The 25,068-nt window shown below is 33.3% G+C and carries 18 protein-coding genes, 1 tRNA gene and 5 pseudogenes; 4 read left to right on the forward strand and 20 right to left on the reverse strand.

Going from position 1 to position 25,068, the window contains the following annotated elements:
- Positions 1-29 precede the first annotated feature (29 nt).
- The 14 genes and pseudogenes from holA to CDO51_RS14735 form a co-directional block, all read right to left on the reverse strand.
- The gene (gene holA / locus CDO51_RS10185; RefSeq protein WP_089024167.1) at positions 30-1,019 is read right to left on the reverse strand and encodes a DNA polymerase III subunit delta; all 990 of its coding nucleotides are present in this window, start codon (positions 1,017-1,019) and stop codon (positions 30-32) included.
- The gene (locus CDO51_RS10190; RefSeq protein ID WP_089024168.1) at positions 1,012-2,076 is read right to left on the reverse strand and encodes a DUF1786 domain-containing protein; all 1,065 of its coding nucleotides are present in this window, start codon (positions 2,074-2,076) and stop codon (positions 1,012-1,014) included. Before CDO51_RS10190 ends, holA begins: the two co-directional genes overlap by 8 nt.
- 13 nt (positions 2,077-2,089) lie before the next feature.
- Positions 2,090-4,255 carry a DNA internalization-related competence protein ComEC/Rec2 gene (locus tag CDO51_RS10195; protein ID WP_089024169.1) on the reverse strand — a complete coding sequence of 722 codons (2,166 nt, stop codon included), beginning with the start codon at positions 4,253-4,255 and terminating at the stop codon, positions 2,090-2,092.
- Positions 4,256-4,422: 167 nt separating this feature from the next.
- Complete coding sequence (locus tag CDO51_RS10200; RefSeq protein ID WP_089024170.1) at positions 4,423-5,772, reverse strand: GlmL-related ornithine degradation protein; 1,350 nt, start codon at positions 5,770-5,772, stop codon at positions 4,423-4,425.
- Between the two features lie 27 nt (positions 5,773-5,799).
- Complete coding sequence (gene oraE, locus CDO51_RS10205; protein WP_089024171.1) at positions 5,800-8,004, reverse strand: D-ornithine 4,5-aminomutase subunit OraE; 2,205 nt, start codon at positions 8,002-8,004, stop codon at positions 5,800-5,802.
- A complete protein-coding gene (locus CDO51_RS10210) occupies positions 8,004-8,357 on the reverse strand; it encodes an ornithine aminomutase subunit alpha (RefSeq protein WP_089024172.1) in 354 nt (117 codons plus the stop codon). Before CDO51_RS10210 ends, oraE begins: the two co-directional genes overlap by 1 nt.
- Before the next feature lie 23 nt (positions 8,358-8,380).
- Complete coding sequence (gene ortB / locus CDO51_RS10215; protein ID WP_089024184.1) at positions 8,381-9,760, reverse strand: 2-amino-4-oxopentanoate thiolase subunit OrtB; 1,380 nt, start codon at positions 9,758-9,760, stop codon at positions 8,381-8,383.
- Between the two features lie 22 nt (positions 9,761-9,782).
- On the reverse strand, positions 9,783-10,100 hold the full coding sequence (ortA, locus tag CDO51_RS10220; protein ID WP_089024173.1) for a 2-amino-4-oxopentanoate thiolase subunit OrtA: 318 nt from the start codon (positions 10,098-10,100) through the stop codon (positions 9,783-9,785).
- Positions 10,101-10,106: 6 nt separating this feature from the next.
- Positions 10,107-11,144, reverse strand: coding sequence for a 2,4-diaminopentanoate dehydrogenase (gene ord / locus CDO51_RS10225; protein ID WP_089024174.1), 1,038 nt, complete (start codon positions 11,142-11,144; stop codon positions 10,107-10,109).
- A gap of 196 nt (positions 11,145-11,340) precedes the next feature.
- Positions 11,341-12,753: a sigma-54 interaction domain-containing protein gene (locus CDO51_RS10230; protein ID WP_089024175.1), complete on the reverse strand. Its 1,413-nt coding sequence runs from the start codon at positions 12,751-12,753 to the stop codon at positions 11,341-11,343.
- A 24-nt stretch (positions 12,754-12,777) separates the two neighbouring features.
- Positions 12,778-13,656 carry a prenyltransferase gene (locus CDO51_RS10235; protein WP_089024176.1) on the reverse strand — a complete coding sequence of 293 codons (879 nt, stop codon included), beginning with the start codon at positions 13,654-13,656 and terminating at the stop codon, positions 12,778-12,780.
- 93 nt (positions 13,657-13,749) lie between these two features.
- Complete coding sequence (locus CDO51_RS10240) at positions 13,750-14,169, reverse strand: OsmC family protein (RefSeq protein ID WP_158212422.1); 420 nt, start codon at positions 14,167-14,169, stop codon at positions 13,750-13,752.
- Between the two features lie 5 nt (positions 14,170-14,174).
- The gene (gene selA, locus CDO51_RS10245; RefSeq protein WP_089024178.1) at positions 14,175-15,611 is read right to left on the reverse strand and encodes an L-seryl-tRNA(Sec) selenium transferase; all 1,437 of its coding nucleotides are present in this window, start codon (positions 15,609-15,611) and stop codon (positions 14,175-14,177) included.
- Between the two features lie 278 nt (positions 15,612-15,889).
- Positions 15,890-16,255, reverse strand: a pseudogene (locus CDO51_RS14735) (transposase); the annotation flags it as partial.
- 260 nt (positions 16,256-16,515) lie between these two features.
- Between CDO51_RS14735 and CDO51_RS10250 the strand changes: the two are divergent.
- Both CDO51_RS10250 and CDO51_RS14740 read left to right on the forward strand, forming a co-directional pair.
- Positions 16,516-16,848, forward strand: coding sequence for a hypothetical protein (locus CDO51_RS10250; protein ID WP_089024179.1), 333 nt, complete (start codon positions 16,516-16,518; stop codon positions 16,846-16,848).
- Between the two features lie 231 nt (positions 16,849-17,079).
- Positions 17,080-17,342, forward strand: a pseudogene (locus CDO51_RS14740) (IS1380-like element ISTps2 family transposase); the annotation flags it as partial.
- Between the two features lie 243 nt (positions 17,343-17,585).
- Here the strand turns inward: CDO51_RS14740 and CDO51_RS10255 are convergent.
- Together CDO51_RS10255 and CDO51_RS15075 are read right to left on the reverse strand one after the other, a co-directional pair.
- Positions 17,586-18,230 carry a cyclodeaminase/cyclohydrolase family protein gene (locus tag CDO51_RS10255; RefSeq protein WP_089024180.1) on the reverse strand — a complete coding sequence of 215 codons (645 nt, stop codon included), beginning with the start codon at positions 18,228-18,230 and terminating at the stop codon, positions 17,586-17,588.
- Between the two features lie 84 nt (positions 18,231-18,314).
- The gene (locus CDO51_RS15075; protein WP_276207024.1) at positions 18,315-18,440 is read right to left on the reverse strand and encodes a hypothetical protein; all 126 of its coding nucleotides are present in this window, start codon (positions 18,438-18,440) and stop codon (positions 18,315-18,317) included.
- 1,483 nt (positions 18,441-19,923) lie between these two features.
- Here CDO51_RS15075 and CDO51_RS14745 point away from each other — a divergent pair.
- Both CDO51_RS14745 and CDO51_RS10265 read left to right on the forward strand, forming a co-directional pair.
- Positions 19,924-20,389, forward strand: a pseudogene (locus tag CDO51_RS14745) (IS3 family transposase); the annotation flags it as partial.
- A 146-nt stretch (positions 20,390-20,535) separates the two neighbouring features.
- Positions 20,536-21,540, forward strand: a pseudogene (locus tag CDO51_RS10265) (IS256 family transposase).
- A gap of 209 nt (positions 21,541-21,749) precedes the next feature.
- Here the strand turns inward: CDO51_RS10265 and CDO51_RS10270 are convergent.
- The 4 genes and pseudogenes from CDO51_RS10270 to CDO51_RS15495 form a co-directional block, all read right to left on the reverse strand.
- Positions 21,750-21,845 (reverse strand) — tRNA-Sec (locus CDO51_RS10270).
- A 234-nt stretch (positions 21,846-22,079) separates the two neighbouring features.
- Entirely contained in the window at positions 22,080-22,514 is a 435-nt protein-coding gene (locus CDO51_RS10275) for a SoxR reducing system RseC family protein (RefSeq protein WP_089024182.1), read from the reverse strand.
- 598 nt (positions 22,515-23,112) lie between these two features.
- The gene (nhaC, locus tag CDO51_RS10280; protein WP_089024183.1) at positions 23,113-24,486 is read right to left on the reverse strand and encodes a Na+/H+ antiporter NhaC; all 1,374 of its coding nucleotides are present in this window, start codon (positions 24,484-24,486) and stop codon (positions 23,113-23,115) included.
- A gap of 102 nt (positions 24,487-24,588) precedes the next feature.
- Positions 24,589-25,068 (reverse strand): annotated as a pseudogene (locus CDO51_RS15495) (reverse transcriptase domain-containing protein); the annotation flags it as partial.

Below are 25,068 nucleotides of genomic sequence, written 5' to 3' on the forward strand. Positions count from 1 at the left end.
CTCACTATGAGTAGATTTTTTTATTATCCTTATGCAAAAAACATTATTAATCTCTCTATAGCAAACACTGGCTCTAACTGACCAGTTTTTATTTTATAGTCAATTTCTTGTACTTTTTTCATAGCTTTACTTAATTCATCATATGTGAAATTTTTACATTGCTCTGAAATTTTTTTCCCAACAAAAGGATGTATTTTTATCCTTTTACTTGCTTCTGATGATGCAAGTCCATCATCTAAATAAGATTTCATTTTCATCAACAAACGAAATTGTCTCCCAACTAAAAATAAAATTTTAACTGGTGGTTCATGTAATGCTAATTCTCTAAATAGGCTGATAGATTCTATTATTTTTTTCTCTCCTATTTTATCTATTAATTGAAAAACATTGTTTTCTGCAGTTGGTGAAACTATTGTAACAACATCTTGATATTCAATTGTTTCTTTAAATCCTAAAAAAACTTCTAATTTTTCTATTTCTTTCTCTAACATAGGTAGTTCTCCATTTGTTCTTTCTACTAGGGTCGAGACAGCTTTACTATCTATTTTTTTGCCCTTTGATGAAATCTTATTTTTAACCCATTTATCAACTTCCCATGGTTTTAAAGAAGATATTTCTACTAACATGTCTTTTGATTTAAAATCTTTAACTAACTTTTGCCGTTTATCAATTTTGTCTGTCACAAAAACTAATACGCTCGAAGAGGAAGGGTTAGAGATATAATTTGACAAAAGATTCTTTTCGTTGTCTGATACTTTTTCAGAAAAATATGGTGCATTATTTACCACCAACAATCTTTTATCTCCAAAGAAAGGTATAGACTCCGCTTTCTGTAAAACTTCTGAGAGACTGATTTCTCTACCATCAAGTTTTTCATAATTAGTCATATCAAATTCAGTTTTAATAACTACATTTTTTAATTTATTTATAAATTCTTTTTTAAAATATGAATCGCCAGAAACTAAGTATACTGATCTTAAATTTTGTTCATCTATGTTAAATTTAGTATTTTTATCCATTTAGTCCCCGTCCTTTCAAATTAAGTACACTACGAACTAAACCATATGGCCCAGAAAGCATCATATCACCATGAGGTACTGCTAAGTAACCAATATTTTCTCCTACCTGTCTCTGTGGACCTGTTATAGCTATAAAATCAAAATTATAGCTTTTCACTTCAGGTAAAACCATACAACCATGTCCACCATCAGATAGTACTTGATCATTAGTTATTTTACTTGTGATAAAATATTTTAGATATTCATATAGTTTTTGTTCAGTTAATTTACTAGTATGATGTTCAAATACACCAAGAATGCGATTTTTTGCAATTAAAAAAGCAATAGTATGTTGATTACCAATATTAACTAATACACCACTTCCTGTATCATTAATTTTGCTATTAACTACTTTGTCTTCTAAAGCTCCCATTATTGCTGCTGAACCTGTATCCATAAACCAAATATTATCAGCAAGTGTTTTTGTTATATCATATAGTGCTTTCATTCTTGTAAAATAATGAGGTATTGTATCTTGATCATAAATTAAGTCTCTTATATTTCCACCTGATAACAAGAAATCTCTCCAATGATAAAACCTAAATAACCTATTACTTTCCTTAGGTGAAAATCCATGATCTTGAACTGCAAATACAAAGTTTCGAGGAAGATTTACACCAAACTGCTTTAAAGCAATCTTCAACCCTTCAATATCTATATCTTTAAGTTCAATTGAAGATGCGTTTTTTGGGGGCGTATCTACAATCTCTATTCCTTTTTTCCTTACTTTATCTAAATTATCTTTTATAGTCAGTGCAGCTTTTTTAGTAGCAAACACTTTATACCCTGCTTGTACATGATTTTGTATAGCTTTTGAAGATGCTCCACCCCCCATGGTAGTTCCATGAAGAAAAATATCTTTTTTATTGATTGTAAGATCCTTTATTTTTTTTGCTACAATCTGTGTTTGTGAAGGGAGAATCATTTTAATATTATTTTCTATATTTTTATTCGATTCGTAAACCAACACATCTTGTGTCCCACTTCCAATATCAATAGCCAACAAATTTTCAATCATAATATCACTCCTATTATGGTAAATAGGTTCTAATCCCTAAAAAACTACCATCACTCTCAATCAATACAGCCCCATTTTTATCAGTTCTAAAAACTGCAATATTTGAATTTTCTATGCGTTTTAAAACTTCTTCTGATGGATGACCATAAAAGTTATTTCTCCCAGATGAGATTACAGCTATTTTAGGATCAACAGCACTTAGAAAAGGTTTAGTTGTTGAACTATTGCTACCATGATGGCCTACTTTCAATACTTGACTTTCAATATCATTGAAATTTTCAAGTAACCTAGCTTCACCTTCTTTTTCTAGATCTCCAGAAAACATAAGTGAAATATCTTTATAATTTAAATGCATAACTATTGAATTATTATTCAGATCACATCTACTATTGTTAATATACGGGCTTGTAGGATGTAACACATCAATACTAACTTCGTCAAATGAGACATTCATAGGATCTGTAATATATGTAATTGGTATGTTATCCTGTTTTATGACTTTTAGTAAGTTTAGATATTCTTTCTCAACTTCATGTTCAGCGATCTTCGGAATCATAACTTTTGAAACGGTCATTTCTTCTAAAATTTTAAATAAACCACCATAATGATCTATATGAGGATGAGTAATCACAAGTAAATCTATCTCTTTTCTCCCCTTGTTTTGAAAAAAAGGAAGTAAAACCACCTCACCCGGATCAGATGCATTCATGTATTGTGTAACCCCTCCACCATCAACTAGTATCGTTTGTTTATCAGGTGTAAAGATGACACTTGCATCACCTTGTCCTACATCGAGATAAAATATCTCTAGATTTTTGGAAAATGGGAGCAGAAAACTAAAAACTAATATAATAGTACAAGCTAATGTAATGAGAGGCACAAGTTTAATTGGTTTAAAAACTATTGGTAAGCTTTTTAAATACACTAGTGCCACAACAATTACATAATAACATATAACTTGGAGTAAAGACCATGCTCCCCATATTGAGGGACTAATATCACTTACTAAGTTTACTGTAAAAATAACATATCTCATAGATAATTCTATAAAGACCAATATAGGTAGAGTCACAAATGAAATACTACTAATTAACCCAAACAAAAGTATACTAATTAGGAGTAAAGGTAGGATAAAAGCAATAAGTGGAGCTAAAATTAAACTCCCTAGAGAGATCCACCCAAAATGATATAAAATTAATGGGAATATTCCAATTTGGGCACAACTAGCAACTTTAATAGGCTCAATAATATTAGAAACAATATTACTTCGTTTCCCTTTAATATGTGGATATAAATAGATAATAAAAAAAGTAGCTGTATAAGATAATTGAAACCCAACATTTAACACTAAATAAGGAAAGAAAGAAATTAGTAATAAAAAACTTAGTATTAACCCAATAATAGGATTAAATTTTTTATCTGTTAGTGAAAAAAGTAGTATAATAGATATCATAATTGATGCTCGAATTACAGAAGGTGAAAAACCTGCCGCACTTGCATATAAAAACACAACTATTAACACTATAGTAATTGATAACTTTTTAGAGAGTTTTCTATTCTCTAAGATTGATAATACACCAAAAGCTAAAATGTTAATATGCATACCGGATACTGCTGTTAAATGTCTTGCTCCTGCATCACTTAAAATATTTAGTTCTTCATTATCTAAGTAACTTAAATTACCAAGTGTAAGTGCAACTACCCAAGGTGATACTTCTGAAGTTAACTCTGTAAGATATACAGTTTCTAAATAATTCGCTATATAGGACCCCGGAGTAGAAATAGATACACTACTGCCAACTTTCGCTACATGATTTGGATACAGTATTAAATGTTTACCTCTCCCTTTCAGAAACTTTTCATAATCAAAGCCACCTGGATTCCTTTTTGGTTCTGGAAAAACAAATCTTCCTTTACCCTCTATGATATTTCCTGGGAAAAGTTCAATAGAATCATCCTCTTTTAGAATTGACATTCTAATTCTTATTGGTAATCGAAGATCATATCCTTCTAGCTCAGTAATATTAACTGTGTAATGTACAGAACGTTCTCCCTTTTGAGGTTGTTTTAATATTTTTCCAACGAAAGCTTTTTCTTTATCTTCTAACTGAGGTGAAATAACTTTATTTTTATAAATAAATGCGAAAAAGTTTACAATCAACAATAAGACAAAACACATAAGTAGGCATTTCTTTAGTGTTGTTTTTACTTTTCTTACACCACCTTCAGATTGTTCTTTGAATCAAAAATCAACTTTTTCCTTTGTTTTAAGTTCATTCAAAAAAATCTGTAACAAGTACTATTATAACTTGTTACAGATTTAATTAACATACCTATTATAAATTGTTAAGACTTAAGTTTTTTTGTTTCAATAAAAGAGTCTAAAACTTTTTCGGCCATCTTATAATCTTCTATTGATAAAACTCCAACAGCAGCTAATATATAATGTTCATCTAAAATTACTTTAGCATCTTTAGGTGGAGTTAATTTATTAGGTTGATAACGATTTAATAATTCTTCTAATACTTTTTCACCTGTATAATCTCTACTTAATGCTCCACCTGTTCCAATTATCCACTTAACATTGCTGAGATCTTTACCTTTAACTATTTGTTGTCTACCTGTAGGACCATATAAATATTTAATAGAACCAGCATGTCGATCCACTGCAGAAAAAACAGCAGTTTTAGTTAGTAACTTTAACAGATCTTTTTCTGATTCATTCTGAGGAAATGGTTCCCATGATGAAACAATATCATTCATTTTTTCTTTAGAAAAACCTTCTGTTATCGACTCATCCATAATATCAATTAAGTTTAAAGCATTTCGGTACACACCAAGATCTCCTTCAACAGTGCGTTTAGCTTTCGGTTCAGGAGCTACTGTTATATCTAGCATTTCCCTTGATCCATCTGTTACAGAATGTACATCTGTCGTAGCTCCACCTACATCAATAATCATTACATCCCCTATACGTTCTTGTAATAGTTTAGCTCCTTGCATCACTGCACCAGGTGTTGGCATAATACTTCCTTTTACACGTTCCTTTATTTTTTCCATACCTGGTGCATGAATTATGTGTTGTTGAAATATCTTTTGTATAGCTTTTCTAGCAGGCTCTACATTAAGCTCATCTACTGTCGGATAAACATTCTCTACTGGCTCAACATATAATCCGCCATCTTCTAATATTTTTACTACTTTATCTTTACAAGCTGTATTACCAGCATAAACTACCGGTGCTTTGACTCCACTTTTTACGAGGCGTTTTGCATTATTAACAACAGTTTTTTCCTCACCATAGTCTACTCCACCCGCTAATAAAATTATATTAGGAGAAATATTAGATAGTTTATCTATTTCTTCATCAGAGATTTTTCCTGCTGTAACTTGGTGAAGAACAGCTCCAGCACCAAGCGCAGCCTCTCTTGCAGCCCTAGCCGTCATATCATAAACAAGACCATGAACTGTCATTTTTAGGCCACCAGCGGCACTGCTAGTAGCGTACATTTCCACATCTGAAAAAGAAATATCGGCATCTAAATCCTTTTGAGCTCTAATTAGGCCCAAAAGGACATCACCTTCCTCTACAGACGTATAGCCTTGGCCTTGGGCGGTAAGTTGTCCTTTGTCCTCGTAATGAGATACTACAGTAGTAGTACTACCTACTTCAGCTACTAATTTACCTTTCGCCACAATTATTCCTCCTTACCGCTACCTTTTTTAATCTTCGATACCTTTCATCTTTTTAGCTAAAAAGCTTGCTACATGAATTCCTTTTGTACCTCTACCAAAACCAGCATCCATTCCAACTTCTTTAGCTAAATCATCAGTAACCTGTGTTCCGCCTCCAACAAGAATTACTTTATCACGTATACCTTTTTCTACACATAATTGATGTAGTTTTTTCATGTTTTGTCGGTGTACATCCCCGTGAGTGATAATAGTACTTATCAAGATAGCATCTGCATCTATTTCTATAGCTGCATCAACTACTTTTTCTATAGGCACTGAAGTCCCTAAATATTCGGTTTTAATACCAAAGGCTTCGATACCACCATGTTTTATATCAATAATTTCTCTCATACCAACAGAATGTTCATCTTCTCCTACTGTAGCGGATACAACCTTCATACCATTTTCAGTAACAAAATCACGAATTTCTTCTTCTGGTAGTAACTCTTCTGGTTCTGGTATATCTAACTGACTAGGGTCTATCTCATAAGGTACTTTACCTTTAACTTCAACATAAGTACCTTCAGCTTCTTGCATGACCTGTTTATGGATAACCTCTGCATCTTCCCATCCCATTTTTTTCACCATATCAAGAGCTGTATATTCCGCTGTCCTTTCAGGTACTGGTAAGAACATAGTTAAACATGCTACACCATCTCCTGCCCACTCAACTTCAGGTAAAACTTTCTTTTCTGCTTTACGATAATCTTTAGTTTGAGTAAGTCGTTTTTCTACATTATCTTCTTCATCTAGCTCATTAATATAGGTTATCTTATCTGGATCACACAACGTACATCCATCAACTGATTCACAAGGAGAATCCCAGTTTTCAGGTATGTTATTATATCCAAAATGTTCACACACTGGTGCAAGATAATCATCGTCTCTTTCAACGATAGTATCAGCTCCTACACCGCTTTCAATATCTCTTTTTATACCGTCCCCGTTTCTTTCTGGATAATACCCTGAATCTACAAAGAAACCATCTTGCACTGCTTCAAAATAGCCCCCCGCTTCTATAATTTCCTCAAAAAATAATACAGCTCTTTCTTTTAATTCTCTAACTTTATCACCTAATGCTCCATCTCGTTTTAACTCTACCATATCTTTTAATCCATCCATACCTAGAAGGGCCTGTTTAGCGGTATCTACTGCTTGAACACTAAAATGGTGCCATGGTACATTTCTACCTTCATCTGGTGTAATTGTACTTTGAATTTCAGCTCGAGTAAGTCTACTTATTAACATGTTTAAAACATGTGTAACCGTGGCTTCCCTGGTGTCTGATTCAATATATTTAGTATTCATTTGAGCTCTAATATTATTTTTAGGAAATAACTCTCTCAAAGCTACCGCATATGGTAAATCTAAGGTTAAAGCTGGTGCAGGTGGTGCTGTTGGCGGCACACTACTTAACGCAATCATTTCATCAGGCATACCAACTTGTTTTGAAAATGCTGTATTGATTGCGTGTTGAACCATTAATTCAGGCATTACTTTCCACGCTTCTCTTGCGGTAGCATTAGCATTGTGTGCTCCATCAATTTGTAGCATCCCTACAGATTTCATTAGATTTTTAGCAACAGCCGCATCAACTACAGAACGAACCATATTCACATTTCTATATAACACATTATACTGTGGATCTTGGTGTGCTCCATTAACACCTTCTTCAGCAAATAATAGAGCTACTTCCGGACCTGCGACACCACTAACATATGAATGTAAATTTATAGGTCTATCAACCTCTTCTTCTATTACATCTAAGGCTTTTCTAGTAGCTCTTAATTGCTTTCTTGAAATTGGGATACCCCCGACGCCTTCTGGAGTACCTTCAATCAAACCATCAAAATGGCTTTGACCTGCTGTTCTAATCACCATCATGTGATCAGCACCATGCCAAGCAGCCATTCGCATTCTCCGTACATCATCTTCAAATCGTCCTGAAGCTATTTCTGAAGTTATTACACAATCCGGTTGTGGATCTATTTCATTGAAACTTCTAGCTGCAGGTAAAGGTTCACTGTTCTTTAACGATTCAGAAACTTGCTTATATTCAAAAGGTCCAATTTGAATAGGTCCTTGTTGTTTTCGCCAGGTCCAACCTTTTCTTCTTGGACGATATTTATTTAAATCTTTAAGTATATCTTCTACATCTAATTTTTCTTCCGGGCTAAAGTGATTGTTACTCATTATTTATCACCCCCAAAAATCGCCAAAGTATCATTCCAGTACTTACCATCAGCTAAAGCTCTTCCTGCTTCCTTGATTGTAATATCGTGTTTTTCAGCAATTTTTAATACCACATGTCCTGCTCCTTTTGACAAAAGTTCCTTTTTAACACATTTATCGACTATCGCTTTTGCTTCTAAACTATCAAAACCCATACGTAATAAAACTGAACGCTCAATAGAAGGTGAAGTATGTTTTTTTGATAAATCAACTAGAGGTTCTACCACCTGATTAGCAAGATCCCAAAATTTTTCTTCTAATTCTCTTTCACTTAACTCTTTCAGATGTTTACTTCTTGTTTCAAATTCAGACACAATAACCCCTCCTCCTGTCACTCTTAGGAAATTTGATCAAAGAGCTTTGATACTTTTTCTGTAGAGATATTCAACTCCTCAGCTAAAAACTTTAGTTCACTATCTTTAAGGTTTTCTACACCGGTTTTTTTCTTAACATTTTTTAGGTAAGATGCTCGTAGTTTATCAACATCTACCTCTCTTGCTTGAATTTGCTCTGGTTTTTCAGGAATTACAATTCTTTCTCCAGGTCTATCAGTCTCAGGATTTCCTCTTGTGATTTCAACACCATTCTCTTCAGCAAAAGTTAGTTGTGCGTAAGGGTGTTTTCCAGCACTTGTATATTCTGTTTCTTGAACTACTAAGACTTCATTTTCATCCATAGTTTGTGCAATTTCAAAAGCTGCTGCTAAACTAGTGTTTCCTGCAGGACCTCGCTCTAGGCCGTCTAATTGAGCTAGGGCTTCTGTAATATAGAATACTTCACCTTGCGTAACAGTGACATATCTATCTATATATCTTAATGGTCTTGCTGCACTACGTGGTACATCTGACCTATCGGGCCAAGTAGAGAAAGGCATACCAAAACCAGTATGTCCTGTTGTAAAGGATTTTTTATTAAAATCTTTGTCACTTGCCATGTGTAAACCAGTTAGGTCAACACTAGCTCCAATAATCTGAGTTTCATCACAACCTGCCTTTAATAGTCCTCTAGCAGTACCAGTTAAATTTCCGCCACCTGCATTTGTTACAATCACAGCATCTGGTTCTCTACCAGTCTGTCGTTCAGTTTGTTCAGCAAGTTCATAACCTAAAGTTTCAACACCCGCAATACCAAAAGGTGTATACAGAGATGCATTAAAATAACCCGTTTCTTCTAATAAATTTAAAAATTCGTAAAAAAGTTCTGGACCCACAGTTAGTTGAACAACTTCTGCACCATACGATTCACATTTTCTTCCTTTTTCAAGAATCTCCGGCTGTCCACGATAACGTGAATCAAAAACTTCTTGTACTACAATACAATCTAGTCCTCTCATTGCAGCCTGGGATGCAACTGCAGCACCATAGTTCCCACTGGTAGCTGAAATTAAGCCTTTATAACCATTCATTTTAGCATGATAAGCTGAAACACTACCCCTTCTTGCTTTAAAACTTCCAGATGGATTACAAGCTTCATCCTTTATAAAAATTCTCGCACCTTTCCCCGCTGGAGCCAACTGCCTCGCTAAATTAGTAATATTCTTCAATTCTATCAGTGGTGTATTTCCTATTCCAGTTTCTTTTTGTATATCTTGTACTTCTTCTAGACTATAACCTACTTCTTCCATCATTGCTTCATAATCAAACTCTATAGGAGTTTTTTCAAACTTTTGATAATCAATGCCAATCGCTTTTTTCATAATCTCACCTTTACGTTCCATCACTGCTTCAAAACTTTTAGAATTATCCACCGTAACCCACCCCTTTCATATAAGAGCGTAATTCTTTACCTATGGTTAAAAGTTCTTTAGGTGGTACGCCAAAATCATGATGATAACCTGGAGAAATAGAGACTAATGTTCCTGTCACTTTTCTACCAATAACTGTTTCAATTTGAACTTCATCTCCAATTTCACCTTGCTTATCATCTAGAAAACCTTTTACCCACATTTCTAAAGGCACTTCTTTGGTATCTTCTGGTAAACTATCAGGACGTTCTTGTGGAGATAAAATCAGTTTTTTAATTTGTACCCAATCACCTTTAAAGGCTGTTCTACTCATTTATATCTACCTCCCCATAATTTTTCTAATATCTCCCATTATAGCTCTCGGTATAGGAAGATCCTTCATAGAAACAACTCCCGAACTTGCCTCAATAACATGAGGGATCATATTAACTGCAGTTGCAATTGTCCCAACTCCACCAGGTATTTCAGGACTAATTGACATATTCACTCCTGGAGTTCCGTTTATAGTAATATAATCTCCTGTATCAATCCCTTCTTTGTGTGGATGAATTTGTTGAGGATGTTCTAATACAATAACTTCCTTTCCATCCTTAATTCCTTTTCCTATGTGGTTACAACCAGCTACCATTCCTGGCTCTACCTTTACATGTTCAGTCTCTCGATAAGTCTCAGAAATAATAGGTTCTCTAGTCTCTTCAACACTGTCTAATTCTAATCCAAGGGCATCAGCAACCATGTTAATACTTTCAGGAAAACCTACATGGCCAACTATACTCCCTTCTTTTAAACCCTTATTAAATTGTTCTACTGTTGTTCCTACCCCTTGTGTTTTCATAACAGATTCTCCAAAAGGCGATAGGTCATTAACCCTTGAGGCCTTGATTGAGTCAACATCAATACAACCGCCTGTTAATGTTAAGATCAGGGTATCTAGAACAAATCCTGGATTAACCCCAGTTCCTAACACAGTAACACCATTATCTTTAGCTATTTCATCCATCTGTTTAGCTAGTTCTGTTTCTCTAACATGAGGATAAGCCATTTCCTCGGCTATTGAAATTACATTTACACCTTGCTCGATTACTTCTTTGATTTTCGGAAAAGCATCCTTAGTAAAAGAGGTTGAGGCTTGCAAAACTAAATCTGGTTTTTGTTCTTTGATTTCAGTTGTGATGTCATTACTAATTTTAACCCCTAATTGTTCTCTTCCTAGAACTTCTCCTATATCTTTACCAGCCATTTTTGGTCTTCTAACAACTACACCTACTAAATCGAAGCCTTCTTTGTCTAACAGCATTTTAGCCATGCCTGAACCCATAGCTCCAAGACCTTGTACTATAACTCTGATATTTTCCATTGAAAAACCTCCTTAAAAAATTACTATTTATCACCTAATTAATATATGCAATTTTCATTCCAACGAAACTATCTAAAAAAATACAGAATATTAAGGGAAATTTTTGTTTTCTGTTTGACATGAACCTCAAATATGTAAAATTATTTTTCTTTGTGTAAAATGATTTTTACACACCATTTGTTTTATAATAGTTTTATTAATCCTGTACTAAATCAAATTTCTTAAGTTTATACTGTAATGCTTGACGAGTTAAACCCAAACTCTCAGCTGCTTTAGAAACATTTTTATTATTTTCTTTTAATGCTTTTTGTATATGATATCTTTCCACATTTTCTAATCTTTTAGATAGAGTTTCTTCAATCAAATTTCTTTCACACAAACATTTTTCTATGTTATTCTCAGCTTGTCCTTTGGAACTTAATCTTTGTTTTAAAATGTATGGTATATGCTCAAAAGAAATAGTTTCATTCTCTTCTATAACATTCATAGCACCTTCTATAGCATGTTCTAATTCTCTTATATTACCCGGCCAACTATAAGTTTCAAATTGATCTAAAAGCGAAGGATCAATTCCTAACACAGTTTTATTAAATTTATACTGATATTTTTTTAAAAAATAATTCACTAATGGGAATATATCATCCTTTCTATCTCGCAAAGGTGGTAAATATAGATTAACTACACTCAGCCTATAGTATAAATCTGTACGCATTTCTCCTTTTTCTACAGCTTCCAATGGGTCAGTATTCATTGTAGCTATTACCTTAACATCAGCTTTTTGAGTCTCCTGCCCTCCTAATGGTCGTATTTCGCCTTCTTCTACAACCCTCAATAATTTTGCTTGAAGATGAAGTGGTAAGGTGTGAATCTCATCTAATAACAGCGTCCCCTTATGAGCTTGTTGGAACAAACCAGGCCTATTTACAGCCCCTGTAAAACTACCTTTTACTGTACCAAATAGAATTCCTTCAATAAGTTCTGCAGGTAAAGCAGCACAATTCTGGGCTATAAAAGGACCTTTATTTCTTCTACTATCATTATGTAGTTTTCTTGCAAAAAGTTCTTTGCCTGTCCCTGTTTCCCCATAAATCAGAACATTAGACGGAGTATTAGAAACTTTTTCTGTGTGTTCTAAAAGTTGTATTATTTTCTCACTCTTTCCTATTATATTGGTATATTCCCTTCTAAACTGATCTTCATTTTCTTCTATACTAACTTTTTGTCGTAATTGCGAAATTTCTTCAGACATTTCTTTTAATTCAGTAACATCTTTTGCTATTTCACAAGCACCTACCACTTTTCCATTCAACTCTATGGGGTAAGTACTATTAATTGTCATGACTTGCTTGCCTGTAATTGTTAGATAAGTTTGTAACCTATTCTTTATTGATGTTTCATATTTTAAAACTTTTAACAAAGTACTAGTTTCAGTGCTAAGTCCCGGAAACACATCTAGTAAGGGTTTTTCTATTACTTGTTCTGGATCTAACCCTTCTAGTTTAGACATCCGGTTATTGTAAAAAATTGAACGCCCATGAATATCTATAACATGTACACCTTCCTCTAAGTTATCTAAAATCTTTTTATAAATGGCAACAGGTGTTTTCAAATTTAACCCCCCTCTTGTCGCTTATTACTTTAATAAAAGCGAGATCATTAAAATACAACCAAAATACGCATGCAATTTCGCGGTTTGAACATCTATATCTAATAGTTGTTCATCGATTTTTGAATCTACTTTATAGCATAGTTTTAAAAACATTGGCAAAAGTAACAAAACTAGCAATGAAATAGGTGAGACAATGTTGAAATAAACTAAGATAGGTACTATTAAAAAAGCACATACACCCAATAAGTAAAATATTAGTCTTCCACAATTATAACCTAACAAAATTGGAAGTGTTTTAATTCCAGATCTCTTATCCCATTTAATGTCTCGTAAGTCGTTTGCCTGTAAGATCAACGCTACAAAACAACCTATTGGAATACTTATTAATAACAACTCAAGGGAAAAGTTTGGATCTTGCGCCATCCCAGCTCCTATTGTCATTAACGGACCCATCATTACAAATACAAGGGGTATCCCTAGGGCACGACTTTTAAGACATAATGGTGGGCCAGTATAAAAAAAACCTCCTACTATTCCTGTAATCTTAATAATAGTTAAACTTATATCAATTAAAACCCCTAGTAGAATTGCTATCATGAATGAAATCGTGAACATAAAAATAGCTAAATTGAATATCTTTTGTGGTGTTAAAATGTTCAAAGGTAAAATTTTACTAGATCCAAAGGATTCAAGAGTATCGATACCATTCATATAGTCATAATAATCATTTGTCAAATTAGTACCACTATGAGCACAAACTCCTCCTAACAGTACTAATAAGAAAATAAATAAATTAAATTCACCAGTATTACTAAAAAACCAGATAGAACCAATAGTTATTGGAACTATTGATGCGGGAAATGAAAATGGTCTAACTGCTTTCAAATATGTTTTGAAGTCCATGAAAAATCGCTCCTTTTATACTTTTTCCATGGACTTTATTATTTCCCTACTAAAGTTTATATAATCATAAAAACGGAAGCTAATGCTTCCGTCCTAATGTATTACATAATCGTAGGTGATTTCTGTTTTATCTGGATCAAAACAATGCCAAACAGAACAATATTTTTCTTCTGTCAATTCTAAAGCTTTTTTTACTTCTTGATTATTTAGATCTTCACCTTTTAAATGAAAAGTCATATGAATTTTTTCAAAATATTTCGGTGTTTCATCTCGTCTTTTACCAAAAGCTTCTACCCAGTATTCTGTAATTTTCTTTTTGCGTTTCTTGCTTAAGATAAGAACCATATCAATACTAGCACAACTAGCTAAACTCATTAACATCATCTCCATAGGAGAAGGACCATTATCATCCCCTCCTGCTTGTTTACTAGCGTCCAAAGTAACCTCTGTACAACTATTTTCACCAGTTCCTATAAAGGTGAGGTTACCATCCCATACTATTTTACTCTTCATTAAAATCACTCCCTCGTCATACATGCTTCTAAGTTCTCTACTACTGTATCAAGTTCTTGTTCTTTTATAGTTCTCAAGTCAAAAATAAGCTTTTCATTTTGAAGTCTACTTATAACAGGAGGATTTTTTTCTCTTAAAGAGTTCCATAAATCATATAATTTTGAGTTGTCCCCTTTTAGAACGACAGTCCAAGTTTCTAGATCTTGTGTTGGCATAGCACCACCACCAACTCTTGATACATTTTTTTCTAAACAAATATGAAAACTATTCTTGATTACTGATGATTCTAACTTACTCTTAAGTTCTTTTCCTCTTTTTTCAATATCATTAAGGGACTGGGTTAATAAATATAATACAGGAATTTGTTTAAAAGCTTTTTCTGGGTTTAAATATATTCTAAAAGTTTCTTCTAGAGCTTTCAGTGACAATTTATCTATTCGTAAAGCTCTGGTTAGTTGATTACTCTTTATTTTATCAACCAATTCTTTTTTTCCTGCTATAATTCCTGCTTGAGGGCCACCTAATAATTTGTCTCCACTAAAAGTTACTAGGTCCACACCTGATTTCAAAACATCGTTTATTGTTGGTTCATATTGTAAACCATATTTAGATAGATCAAACAACAACCCGCTTCCTAGATCTTCCACTACATATACACCATTGTCATGACCAATTTGTACTAACTCTTCTCTAGAAACACCTTCTGTGAATCCAACGATTTCATAGTTTGATGTATGAACTTTTAATAACATACCGGTTTCATCTGTTATCGCATTTTCATAATCACTATAATGAGTTTTATTAGTTGTTCCTACTTCTACCAAATGTGCCCCACTTTGTTTCATGACATCTGGTATTCTAAAACTACCACCGATTTCAACTAATTCACCTCGTGATATAATAACTTCTTTATCGTTAGCTAACGCACTTAATGTTAACATCACAGCTGCGGCGTTATTATTCACTACAATAGCACTTTCAGCACCTGTTAAGTCTTTAATTATACTTTCTATATGTGAATACCGTGAACCCCGTCTACCACTATCTAAATCAAATTCTAGATTACTATAATTAGTAACCGTATCAGATAACTTTTCCATTACTTCTGAAGACAAGGGTGCTCTACCCAAATTTGTGTGTAATACAGTACCTGTACCATTAATCACCTGTTGAAAATTTGATTCAACTTTTTTATCAAGCCTTTCTAATAATTCATCTTTTATTAACCTATACATTTGAACATCAGAATCTTCTTTAGATTCTTTTATAAAAGAAATAATATTTGCTTTTTCTTCTAAGATATCGTTTCTCAATTTATCTTGTACTTCTCTTATTAGATTTGTTACTAATTCTTTTCCTAATTCTCTAACATATTTTTGTATTTCTTCATCGTCTATCATCTCGTGTACTGGCGCTAAGTTTCGTAATAATGATTTAGGCAATTTTATCACCTCTTATTGTCTATGAAAAATTTGTCAAATTATCTTGTTAAAATAATGCAGATTAATTATATCAGTGTTACAAGGCAATTACAACATATCTTAATCGTTAGGTATATCCATCGTTAGATATACGTTATACAGACATATAAAAGGTAATAGATAAGACGGGCTTTATACCATCTGAAGATGTCCTAAATTTTGTGTATATAGTATCTCTCTTAATAAATTTACTAACTAGTTTCATCCCTATTTTCTCAGGTCAAAATTAGATTTATACCTCAATATGGTAATTCTGGTTTGAATCGACCTTCGAAATGGATAGTGAGCTGTGAGATAACTCTTCCAATTAGAGTTCCATTTCTTAGTGGATCCATAGTTGCCAGGTTTATTACTTTTAGTAAAGCTTCATCAGTTGAATAAGCTGTTTTGGTGTTAGTAGCTTTTCTTAGTTAACGATAATAACCTTCAATAATATTCGTGGTGTAAATTATCTTTCCAATTTCATGTGGATATTTAAAATATGCTGTGAGCTGATCCTAGTTGTTTTCCCATGACCTTATCACTATAGGGTACTTGGTTTCCCATTTTTCTTTGAATTCTTCAAAATAAAGCCCTGCCTCATCAATGTTCAGAGCTTTATATATTCACCAATCCAAATACCTAATATTGACCAGAAAAACAGTCAGGAAATACATTAAAGAATACGAGGCAAATAGAGCTGAACTTTTAAATGGGAAAGACCAAAGTGAGGAATTAGTTCAAAGTATAGAGGAAAAACCTTAAACACATTAAGTGCTACTATGACAGCCGATTAATAGCAGAGCATGAGAAAAACACGGTTACAAAAGAATGGAGTATACAAATTCAACACTATCAAAAAACACTCAAAAAAAGCCCGGTGCCCTTGCAGGACTTTGGCCCTAAAGCAAGCACAACCGGAACTAAAAAGACATACCATAAATATTCCTCAAAATCAAAAGAATTCATACAGTTAATAGAAATCATCGGTGAAAAAGGCTGGAACAAAGTCAAAAAAACTATTGATTCCCTAGAACATATTTTACCAAATGAGATTTCTAATAAAAAGATTCAGGTTCTCTGTAATCGAGATGAAGAATTAGAAGTTCCTAAAAACGAAACAGTTACAGAAATTAGATTAAAAGATACATTATCATCATATGATCAGCTTTTAAATTCTAATAAACACGAATTTGAGAAAAGAGCTAAAAATCTATGACAACAAGGGAAAACTTAATAGAACAAATAGAGGACTACTGCAAAGAACTAAAACCTCCAGCTACTAGACAAAACTTTAGAGAAGAGATTTGTGGAAGCAAATGAAAAAAACTATTCACACGAAAAATTTTTAAATGGGTTACTTGAAAGAGAAGCAGATTTGAGGCGGAAAAATGGCATGAAAAACCGCATCAGGCTAGCCAATTTTCCTGCTAAAAAACATCTATAAGACTTACTAGCTTTACAAGCTAAAAACGAACAGCCCCGAGAAGTAACCTTAAATTTCGATGATACTGTCTGTACTATCTTTGGCAAACAACAAGGAACAGGCACAGGATACAATCCCAGATATCATGACAGAGCTTCATACAAAGAGAAAATCGGCATGATTGACAGACTGATGAACTAATGGATGCCACCTTATAAAACGGAAAACATCATACTAACCATGAATTTTTAGAGTTTTTCAGGTCTTGTAAAAATGCTATCCCTAAGATATACTGAATTTTCACCCGTATTTAACGGGCTTAGTTCCCTATGTCTAATTTCAGTACTAAACAAGTTTTGTTTATTGATCATTAGGATTAAAGCTCAGACAAAACAGAATTCATCCTAAAAATTAGGATTTAAATTGTTTTTGGGGCATTAATAGCTTTTTTTATAGCTACTTATCGACAATCCTAATAACTCTAATAAATATTGTGAAATTTTCTTCTAGTATTCTAGACTACAATTACCTTAGTTTGTTAGCTTATTCTCAACAAAACTTTTTATTTCTTTCAACATTTCATCACTTTCTTGACTTATAAAAGTTAATTCAGCCATAGTTTCTTTTACAAAAGACTCATCCTCTATATCCATAAGGTTTATACGCACATTATAAATTGCACCATCAATTGCAGTTCGTGCCATTGATGCTCCAACACCAATGTCAGTAATTGCATTAGGATTACCATATAAAACGAAAGGTTTCATTCCATTAAGTGCTTTTAATGATTCTCTTGCTATTTGAAGGGGAACTTCCATAGCTCTGTAAGTTGCTTTTTCAAGTTCTTGTTTTCGTTTTTCTTTTTCTTCTTCAGTTTCCTTTGGCATTTTAATCGCTGTCATCACATTATCAAAAGCTTCCTTGTCTTCATCTATCAGATTCTCAATGTTTTTACTAATAACTTGCATATTTTCAAAAGCTTCATCTATATCCCGTTGATAACTTTTACTTAATTTTTGATATCTCTTTTTACCAATAGTTAAATTCCCCACCATAGTAGCTAAAGAGGCACCTAAAGCACCTGCTAAAGCAGATACACTACCACCGCCAGGGGCTGGCGATTTACTTGACACTGTTTCTAAAAACTCACTTACTTTTTGATCTCTGAGTCTCATATTGTACCCCCTATTTTTGTCTAAATCTCATGATTTGTGCCATGATATGGATCATGGCAAAGGCCACACGGCAAGTACTTTCAGTTAGATCATACTGTAGCGACACTTACACAGATCAAAACCTACATCGAGGTTAACATCAACTTGGACAACACCTAAACTATAGAGCACACCAAGCACTGCTATATCTGCATCTGACGTACGTATCAAGGTCTTCCCTGATACTGAAATAAGGTTGTCAATAGTCCTGACAATAGGTTGTGTGCTGCAGATTTCGATCTTTTGATGATGCTCAAGTACACCTTCTTCTATCATCTTTTATTTCTAACATATTCACTTTTCATAAGAAAAAGTTCCAGAAAATAAGACTGCTACAACACCTGCTTCGCCTATTTTCACAAAACACTTCACAAAATTCGACATCCATCTCTTCTCTTAACCGCGACAACATGTCTTGATAATCTTTTGTAATGGCATAAGCACCTAAACATGTAGAAACAACATCAATAAGTGGAGTGTAATTCAGTTTATCTTTTAGTTGTTTAGGTCTGTTTCTAAATCTAGGCCATAGCGACTTTTAGACCCAACAGTAGTCGCACTTCACCCCAAAAAGTGTTTTCTGTGTAAATATGAAATCTTTTTCGAAGTTCCTCGCGTAGATCCAACGGTTCCTAAAAAACCCACCTCCTTCTTTTAAAATTTCTAGGCATTCACTCCCTTTTATTTAAGGTTCAACTCTTGTTCTCGACTACTTCCAAAAACAATATGGGTGTGGGGTCAGAAACCTGAATAACAGATTACCTTTGGCATCAATCACTTCTGTTTTAGATATGACCTCTACCTTTTGTAAACTCTTCATTGATGCTAACTATAATTTATTTCTTATCTGTCATCGCTAGAGCTCCATATTCAATAAGCACTACACTTGAAGTCCTCTTTTACCTTATTTTTTTCTCTAAAACATACCATAGTTTGCAGTTGATTAGCATGTGATATAACAACATCTCCCTCTTTCACATCCTTCAACCCTTATAGATCAAAACTACTTAAGTGGAGGATCACAAACCCCTTCAGGGATCTCAAAATATTAACTGAAAATAATTTTCGACAAATACTGTTAAAGTTTCTAGAGCAATATTATAGCTTTTAATAAATTATATATGTTTTGTAAAAGGAAATTATGATGGAATAAATGCTTTCACTATAACTGAACCAGAAAGGACTAATGGGGACACAGGAGATATTCTAAGAAATCATTAATCGCTTTTAAAGATAAACATGACAATAACAATAGACTATTGTAAGCTACTATCTGAATAGTAAAATGTACTCTATAAAGAAAACTAAAAAAATCTACCTATAAGAGTACTATTTTGTATAATTAATAAAAGTGAGAAAGAGATTAAATACTCCCTGAAAATCCTCATGTTAACAGTTAGTTCAAACGGGATCACCTATACGGAAGGAATCTAAGATGCTTTTGGGATTTAAAGAATTAAATCTGCAGCTAAATCGGGCTTATCATAAAAACGGAATGGCTGGTTAAGAGAGACAGAGTTAAAAATTCAAGAAGGTTTTAAGAGGGAGAACTTATTGCTATGGCTGATGTCTCGCGATTTGGCTATTATAATCACTTCTGAAAGATTATAACAGCGAAGGAGAAGATAAGAAAGATTATCCTAAAAGCTTTCCTTTTAAACGCCGTAAAAAAGGTGCACGTCAATTAAAATTAATCAGGCGAGTCTATTTGATATCGTTTATAATTTGAAACGAATTAGACGAATTATGAAAAATAGGTATTATTTGCCCTATTAGAAGGCAAATCAGTCTAATGAAGAATACTCACTTCAAAAAAGCGAAGGGTACCTTGATTCATCGGATCAAGGAGTGCATTAAACTAACCTAGAATTTCAAAAAGCAGTTAAGAAACTTAAAATACGCCAATCTATGTCTAGAAGATGAAATTATTAGGATAACGCCCCGCAAGACTCATATTTCGGACATAATAAGATGAAGCTGGTATTGAACTGTACCACTTTGAAAGAATTGAAAAAAGAAATAAAGCAATATATAAATTATTACAATAACTATTAATACCAATGGACTTAAAAAAGATGACCCCTGTTCAATACAGAGATCATCTTATGATATCAGCCTAAGCATTTTTTAGCTATTGGTTACGAAGGGTACACTTTTTTACAGACTACATCGCAATAAATCTATCTAACGACCGACATTAATATTCATATTCGAGAGTGTAAAATAAACGGTGTAACCTTCCGAAATGAGGTATAATAAAAATAGAATGGGAGGTTTGCACGGTTATGAATTTAATAGACAAAAAGAAAGAAGAGAAATGATGAAACAAGGTAAACTAAAAGATGTAAATGATATTCAAGGAGTTTTGAAGGAGCAATCTGGTTAACTAATAGAAGAAATGCTAGAAAGTGAACTTGATCATGAACTAGGTTACTAGAAGTATGAAAGGAAACTACAAATAGTCGAAATGGGAACAGAGAAAAGCAATTAAGATCAAATTATGGCAATATAGAATTGAAGTACCAAGAGATCGTGAAGGAGAATTCGAACCTCAAACAGTGAAAAAGAATCAGAGAGACGTATCAAGTATTGATAATCAGGTGTTAAGTATGTATGCAAAATCTATGCACATGTAGTCATGGGTGCCGTTCACTACAAAGTGAGACTAGATGGTCGAATAGTGAATAAGGAGCATATATGGCTATTGGGATTGATTTAGATGGTATGAAAGATGTCTTAGGTATTTGGATAGGAGAAAATGAAAGTTCTAAGTACTGGTTGAAGATTATTAATGAATTAAAGAACCGAGGAGTAGAAGATATTTTAATTGTATCAATAGATGGTTTGAAAGGTTTTTCAGATGCAATACATGCTGTTTACCCAAGTGCAGAAATTCAAAGCTGCATAATTCACAAAATTAGAAATAGCACAAAGTATATATCATATAAAGACCGAAAAGAATTTTGTAACGATCTTAAAAATGTTTATAGAGCACCGACTGAGGAAGTAGCTTTAACAGAGCTAGATAACCTTGAAGAAAAATGGGGAAGTAAATATGAGATCTCAATTAGATCTGAACAAGCTCTCTGCTATGTTTAAATATCCCGGAGAAGTCAGAAAATCAACTAAATCAAAGAGCATCTTCCCAACAGATGAATCATTATTAAAAATGCTTTATCTTGCGATTATGGATATCACTAAAAAATGGACTATGAGAACAAAAAATTGGGCTCAGATACTGGGACAACTAAGCATTTATTTCGAAGGATGAATATGAGAAAATTTTTCTTTGGTAGTTGTATACTAGGAGTTCTTTACTCACTAGTTACCATATAACAACAAAAATGATAAATCGAGGGAGATGATCCCCTTATCTAAGGAACTCCCTCGATTTACCCATGTTTATCCTGTAATTAAGTTATTCTTATATGCATTAACGGAATGTTTACACCAAATACTTGACAGACTCTCATATTCAAATGGCGGGAGTATGTGGGAATCGAACCCACCGACGACGGGACTCGCCGCCCAATGGATTTGAAGTCCACGGGGGGCACCAGCCCTCCAACTACTCCCGCTGTCAACAACAATTATTATAGCAGAGTTTCTAGCTATTTGCAAGATAATTTGATCATCTTAGTTTAAAATGTGTGTTCGTATGCAATTAACTAAATACTACCAAAATTATTGACTTGCTTTTTTAATTTTTACTGTCAAAAATTTTAACTTCGGGTTTATATTCAATTCTCCGCTCCAACGGTAACGGTAGCCAGAAGTTAAAATCAATCTTTAATTTTCTCCCCGGATAAGTTAGTTATCTAAATATTTAATAATAGAACGTATTTTGGGTTTTACTTGATCACTTTCCCCAATTCTTCTATCAATAATATTAATTCCAAGGTAGGATAATCCCATAAAAAATACCCCACTTATCAACCCGACTGAATTTTCTGATAAATTATTGATTTCCGCAAATTTTTGACCAATAATTATACCAATAAGTAAAAAGATAATTGGAACTAAATAAAGTAATATGGATACTTTTAATAAATTCTTTTCAGGTATTTCAATTTCTACAAAATCCCCAACTTCAGCATTTTTATTGTCTTTGGCCCAAATGGTGTTTTCATTGCTCTTTTTGCCATCACTACATGCACCACACTTAGAACAGGTAGAGTGATTTTGTATTAAGACTAAAATTTCATCATCACTTATCTTCATAACTCTTCCACTTTTAACTGCCATAATAACACCCCAATCGTACTATTATCTTTCTTTAAAATTACAACAGATTATTCTTCAAAGTTTTTATAATAATCTTATAGAATCTTTATTAACTCCCCATATGCTGGGTAGCTTTTTTGAAGTTATAACATTAATTTATCTATAAGTCAATTATAATATAAATGATTTAGTATGAGCTTATTATTTCCAATCAAATTATTAAGTTATTTTGAAGTGATTCTCTTTTCAAGATAATTAAAAGGTAAATTGGAGTAGGATTAATTTGAAAATGATTAAGTTAAAATTGTCAAAACAAGTGAGCTATCTCAACCAGAAGATTTTAACATACGAAATAATAATAACTTCTTGAATCGCCATTCATTTACGGATTAGAACATTTCGCTACTAAAATATTTGCGGGTGAAAGCGGTAATTTAATTACCGCTACCTCAACAACTTAGTCAACCATTGATTTTTTTTCCTGGCTGTGTTTACTTACACTCATTTTTTTATTTCATCTCTTCTTCACACCTATATTACCTCATAGTTGTCATCTCATTGGTTAGCGAATATTAATGATTTCATTAGCGTATTAATTATCAAATATACAGAAATTATGTTACTCAGTTTTTTCAATAGAGAAACCTGTAAATACATAAATAAGTCCGAATACTAACGCTAGATAAGTCATTGGAGCAAACAAAATATAATCTGTGTATTCGACTCCTAGGGTACCTGTAACAAAAGCACCTGTTACACTCCATGGTACTACAGGAGCAAAATTAGTACCAGAATCTTCTAAAAGCCTAGATAAATTTTTACAATGAAGTTTATACTCATCAAATAATGGGCTTACCATTGGACCAAAAACTGCATATGTTACATAATAACTACCTGTTATTGTAAATAACAAACCATGAAGTATATAATTTGAGAACATAATAGATTTAGCACTTTTCGCTACATTTTGTACTCTGTTTAGAAAGGTATCTATTACACCACTAGATTTTAAAGGTGATCCAAAAATAGCCGCTGAGATCAGTAGTGCTACTGTACCCATCATTCCCATAAGTCCACCTTGATGTAACATCTCATCTACAACTTCCGCACCACTTGCTCTCGTATACCCACCGCTCATTGCTTCAGTTACCTCTAAAAAAGTTGCACCTTGAAAAATCACCGCAAACGAGCTTCCTAATAAAATTCCAATACCAAATACCATAAGGGGAGATTTACGTCTATAAATCAAAAATAAGACTAATATTGGGGGAAGGATTAAAAGAGGATTTAAATTAAATTCATTTTGAAGTGAATTTAGAATAATATCATAATCTTCACCACTAACTTCTCCCCCACCATACTTAAAACCAATAATAGCATATACTATAAGAGAAATAACAAATCCAGGAATGGTGGTATATAACATATGCTTTATATGATCTACAATATCAGTCCCTGTTACTCCAGCTGCAAGAACTGTTGTATCAGATAAAGGTGACATTTTATCTCCGAAAATCGCACCTACTACAACTGCCCCTGCAGTATAGTGTGGTGGTATACCTAGTCCTACTGATATGCCCATCAAAGCTACACCTGCTGTTCCTAATGTTCCCCAAGAAGTACCAATTAATATAGACATAATAGCACATAAAATAGCTGCTGCTACAAGAAAAATAGTTGGATTAAGTATTTGTAAACCATAATAAATCATTAAGGGAACTGTACCAGATAATATCCATACTCCTATTACCATACCAACACTCATCAAAATTAGTATAGGAATAAACATCCTCTGTAGATTATTAATTAAGTCATCTTGAATTGTATCCCAGTCTATTCCCCACATCAAAGCTAGACCTATTGTGACCATACCAGCTAAAATCAAAACTGGTTCTGTAGGAGCTTCTGCAAAAATAACTCCACCTAATACTATTGATATTGAAGCAATTAATAATATGGAAGCTTTAACTACACTAATACTATCTTTAGTCATATGACATCCCCTTTCTAATTTTTATAAAATTCTAACATTTAAAGTTGCTCTTAATTTACGTAAAACGCATCTCCTCCTTATGCTATTCAATAATCGAGTAGTAGATAGAAAATAATTGCGTATGAGTCGTATGTGGTTTCATCCTTTACCTGTTTCTTTACCATGCCTATTAGCAAGTCATGGTTCACGGTATCAAAGTATTTTGCTAAGTCTATGTCAACTGCGTGTTTGTAACCTTGTTCGTAGTATTCTTTTACCCTTTTAATTGCTTGCCCGGCATTTCGATTTGATCTGAATCAAAAGCTATTATCAGAGAATGTTGGTTCAAATATTGGTTGTAGTACTTGTACTAATGCCTGTTGTACCACGCCATACGGCCCATGACTGTTGGGACCCCGAAGAGCCTTACACCACCATCAGGTTTAGGTATTTCTACTCGTCTGACTGGATGGGGTTTGTACTTCCCACTTCTCAAACTCTCTAGAAATTCATCCTTGTTCTCTTTTAGATATGGCATTAACTCATCGACTGTCATCCCGTCAACACCTGCTGCACCTCTGTTTTGCTTTACTCTTTTATAAG

Source organism: Natranaerobius trueperi, assembly GCF_002216005.1.
Classification (GTDB): Bacteria; Bacillota; Natranaerobiia; order Natranaerobiales; family Natranaerobiaceae; genus Natranaerobius_A; species Natranaerobius_A trueperi.

Excerpts from the sequence above, each read along its gene's own strand:
- holA (WP_089024167.1), bottom strand. The coding sequence starts at position 1,019 with ATGGATAAAAATACTAAATTTAACATAGATGAACAAAATTTAAGATCA.
- CDO51_RS10190 (WP_089024168.1), bottom strand. The coding sequence starts at position 2,076 with ATGATTGAAAATTTGTTGGCTATTGATATTGGAAGTGGGACACAAGAT.
- CDO51_RS10195 (WP_089024169.1), bottom strand. The coding sequence starts at position 4,255 with ATGTGTTTTGTCTTATTGTTGATTGTAAACTTTTTCGCATTTATTTAT.
- oraE (WP_089024171.1), bottom strand. The coding sequence starts at position 8,004 with ATGAGTAACAATCACTTTAGCCCGGAAGAAAAATTAGATGTAGAAGAT.
- ortB (WP_089024184.1), bottom strand. The coding sequence starts at position 9,760 with ATGGAACGTAAAGGTGAGATTATGAAAAAAGCGATTGGCATTGATTAT.
- ortA (WP_089024173.1), bottom strand. The coding sequence starts at position 10,100 with ATGAGTAGAACAGCCTTTAAAGGTGATTGGGTACAAATTAAAAAACTG.
- ord (WP_089024174.1), bottom strand. The coding sequence starts at position 11,144 with ATGGAAAATATCAGAGTTATAGTACAAGGTCTTGGAGCTATGGGTTCA.
- CDO51_RS10235 (WP_089024176.1), bottom strand. The coding sequence starts at position 13,656 with ATGGACTTCAAAACATATTTGAAAGCAGTTAGACCATTTTCATTTCCC.
- CDO51_RS10240 (WP_158212422.1), bottom strand. The coding sequence starts at position 14,169 with ATGAAGAGTAAAATAGTATGGGATGGTAACCTCACCTTTATAGGAACT.
- CDO51_RS10255 (WP_089024180.1), bottom strand. The coding sequence starts at position 18,230 with ATGAGACTCAGAGATCAAAAAGTAAGTGAGTTTTTAGAAACAGTGTCA.
- CDO51_RS10275 (WP_089024182.1), bottom strand. The coding sequence starts at position 22,514 with ATGGCAGTTAAAAGTGGAAGAGTTATGAAGATAAGTGATGATGAAATT.
- nhaC (WP_089024183.1), bottom strand. The coding sequence starts at position 24,486 with ATGACTAAAGATAGTATTAGTGTAGTTAAAGCTTCCATATTATTAATT.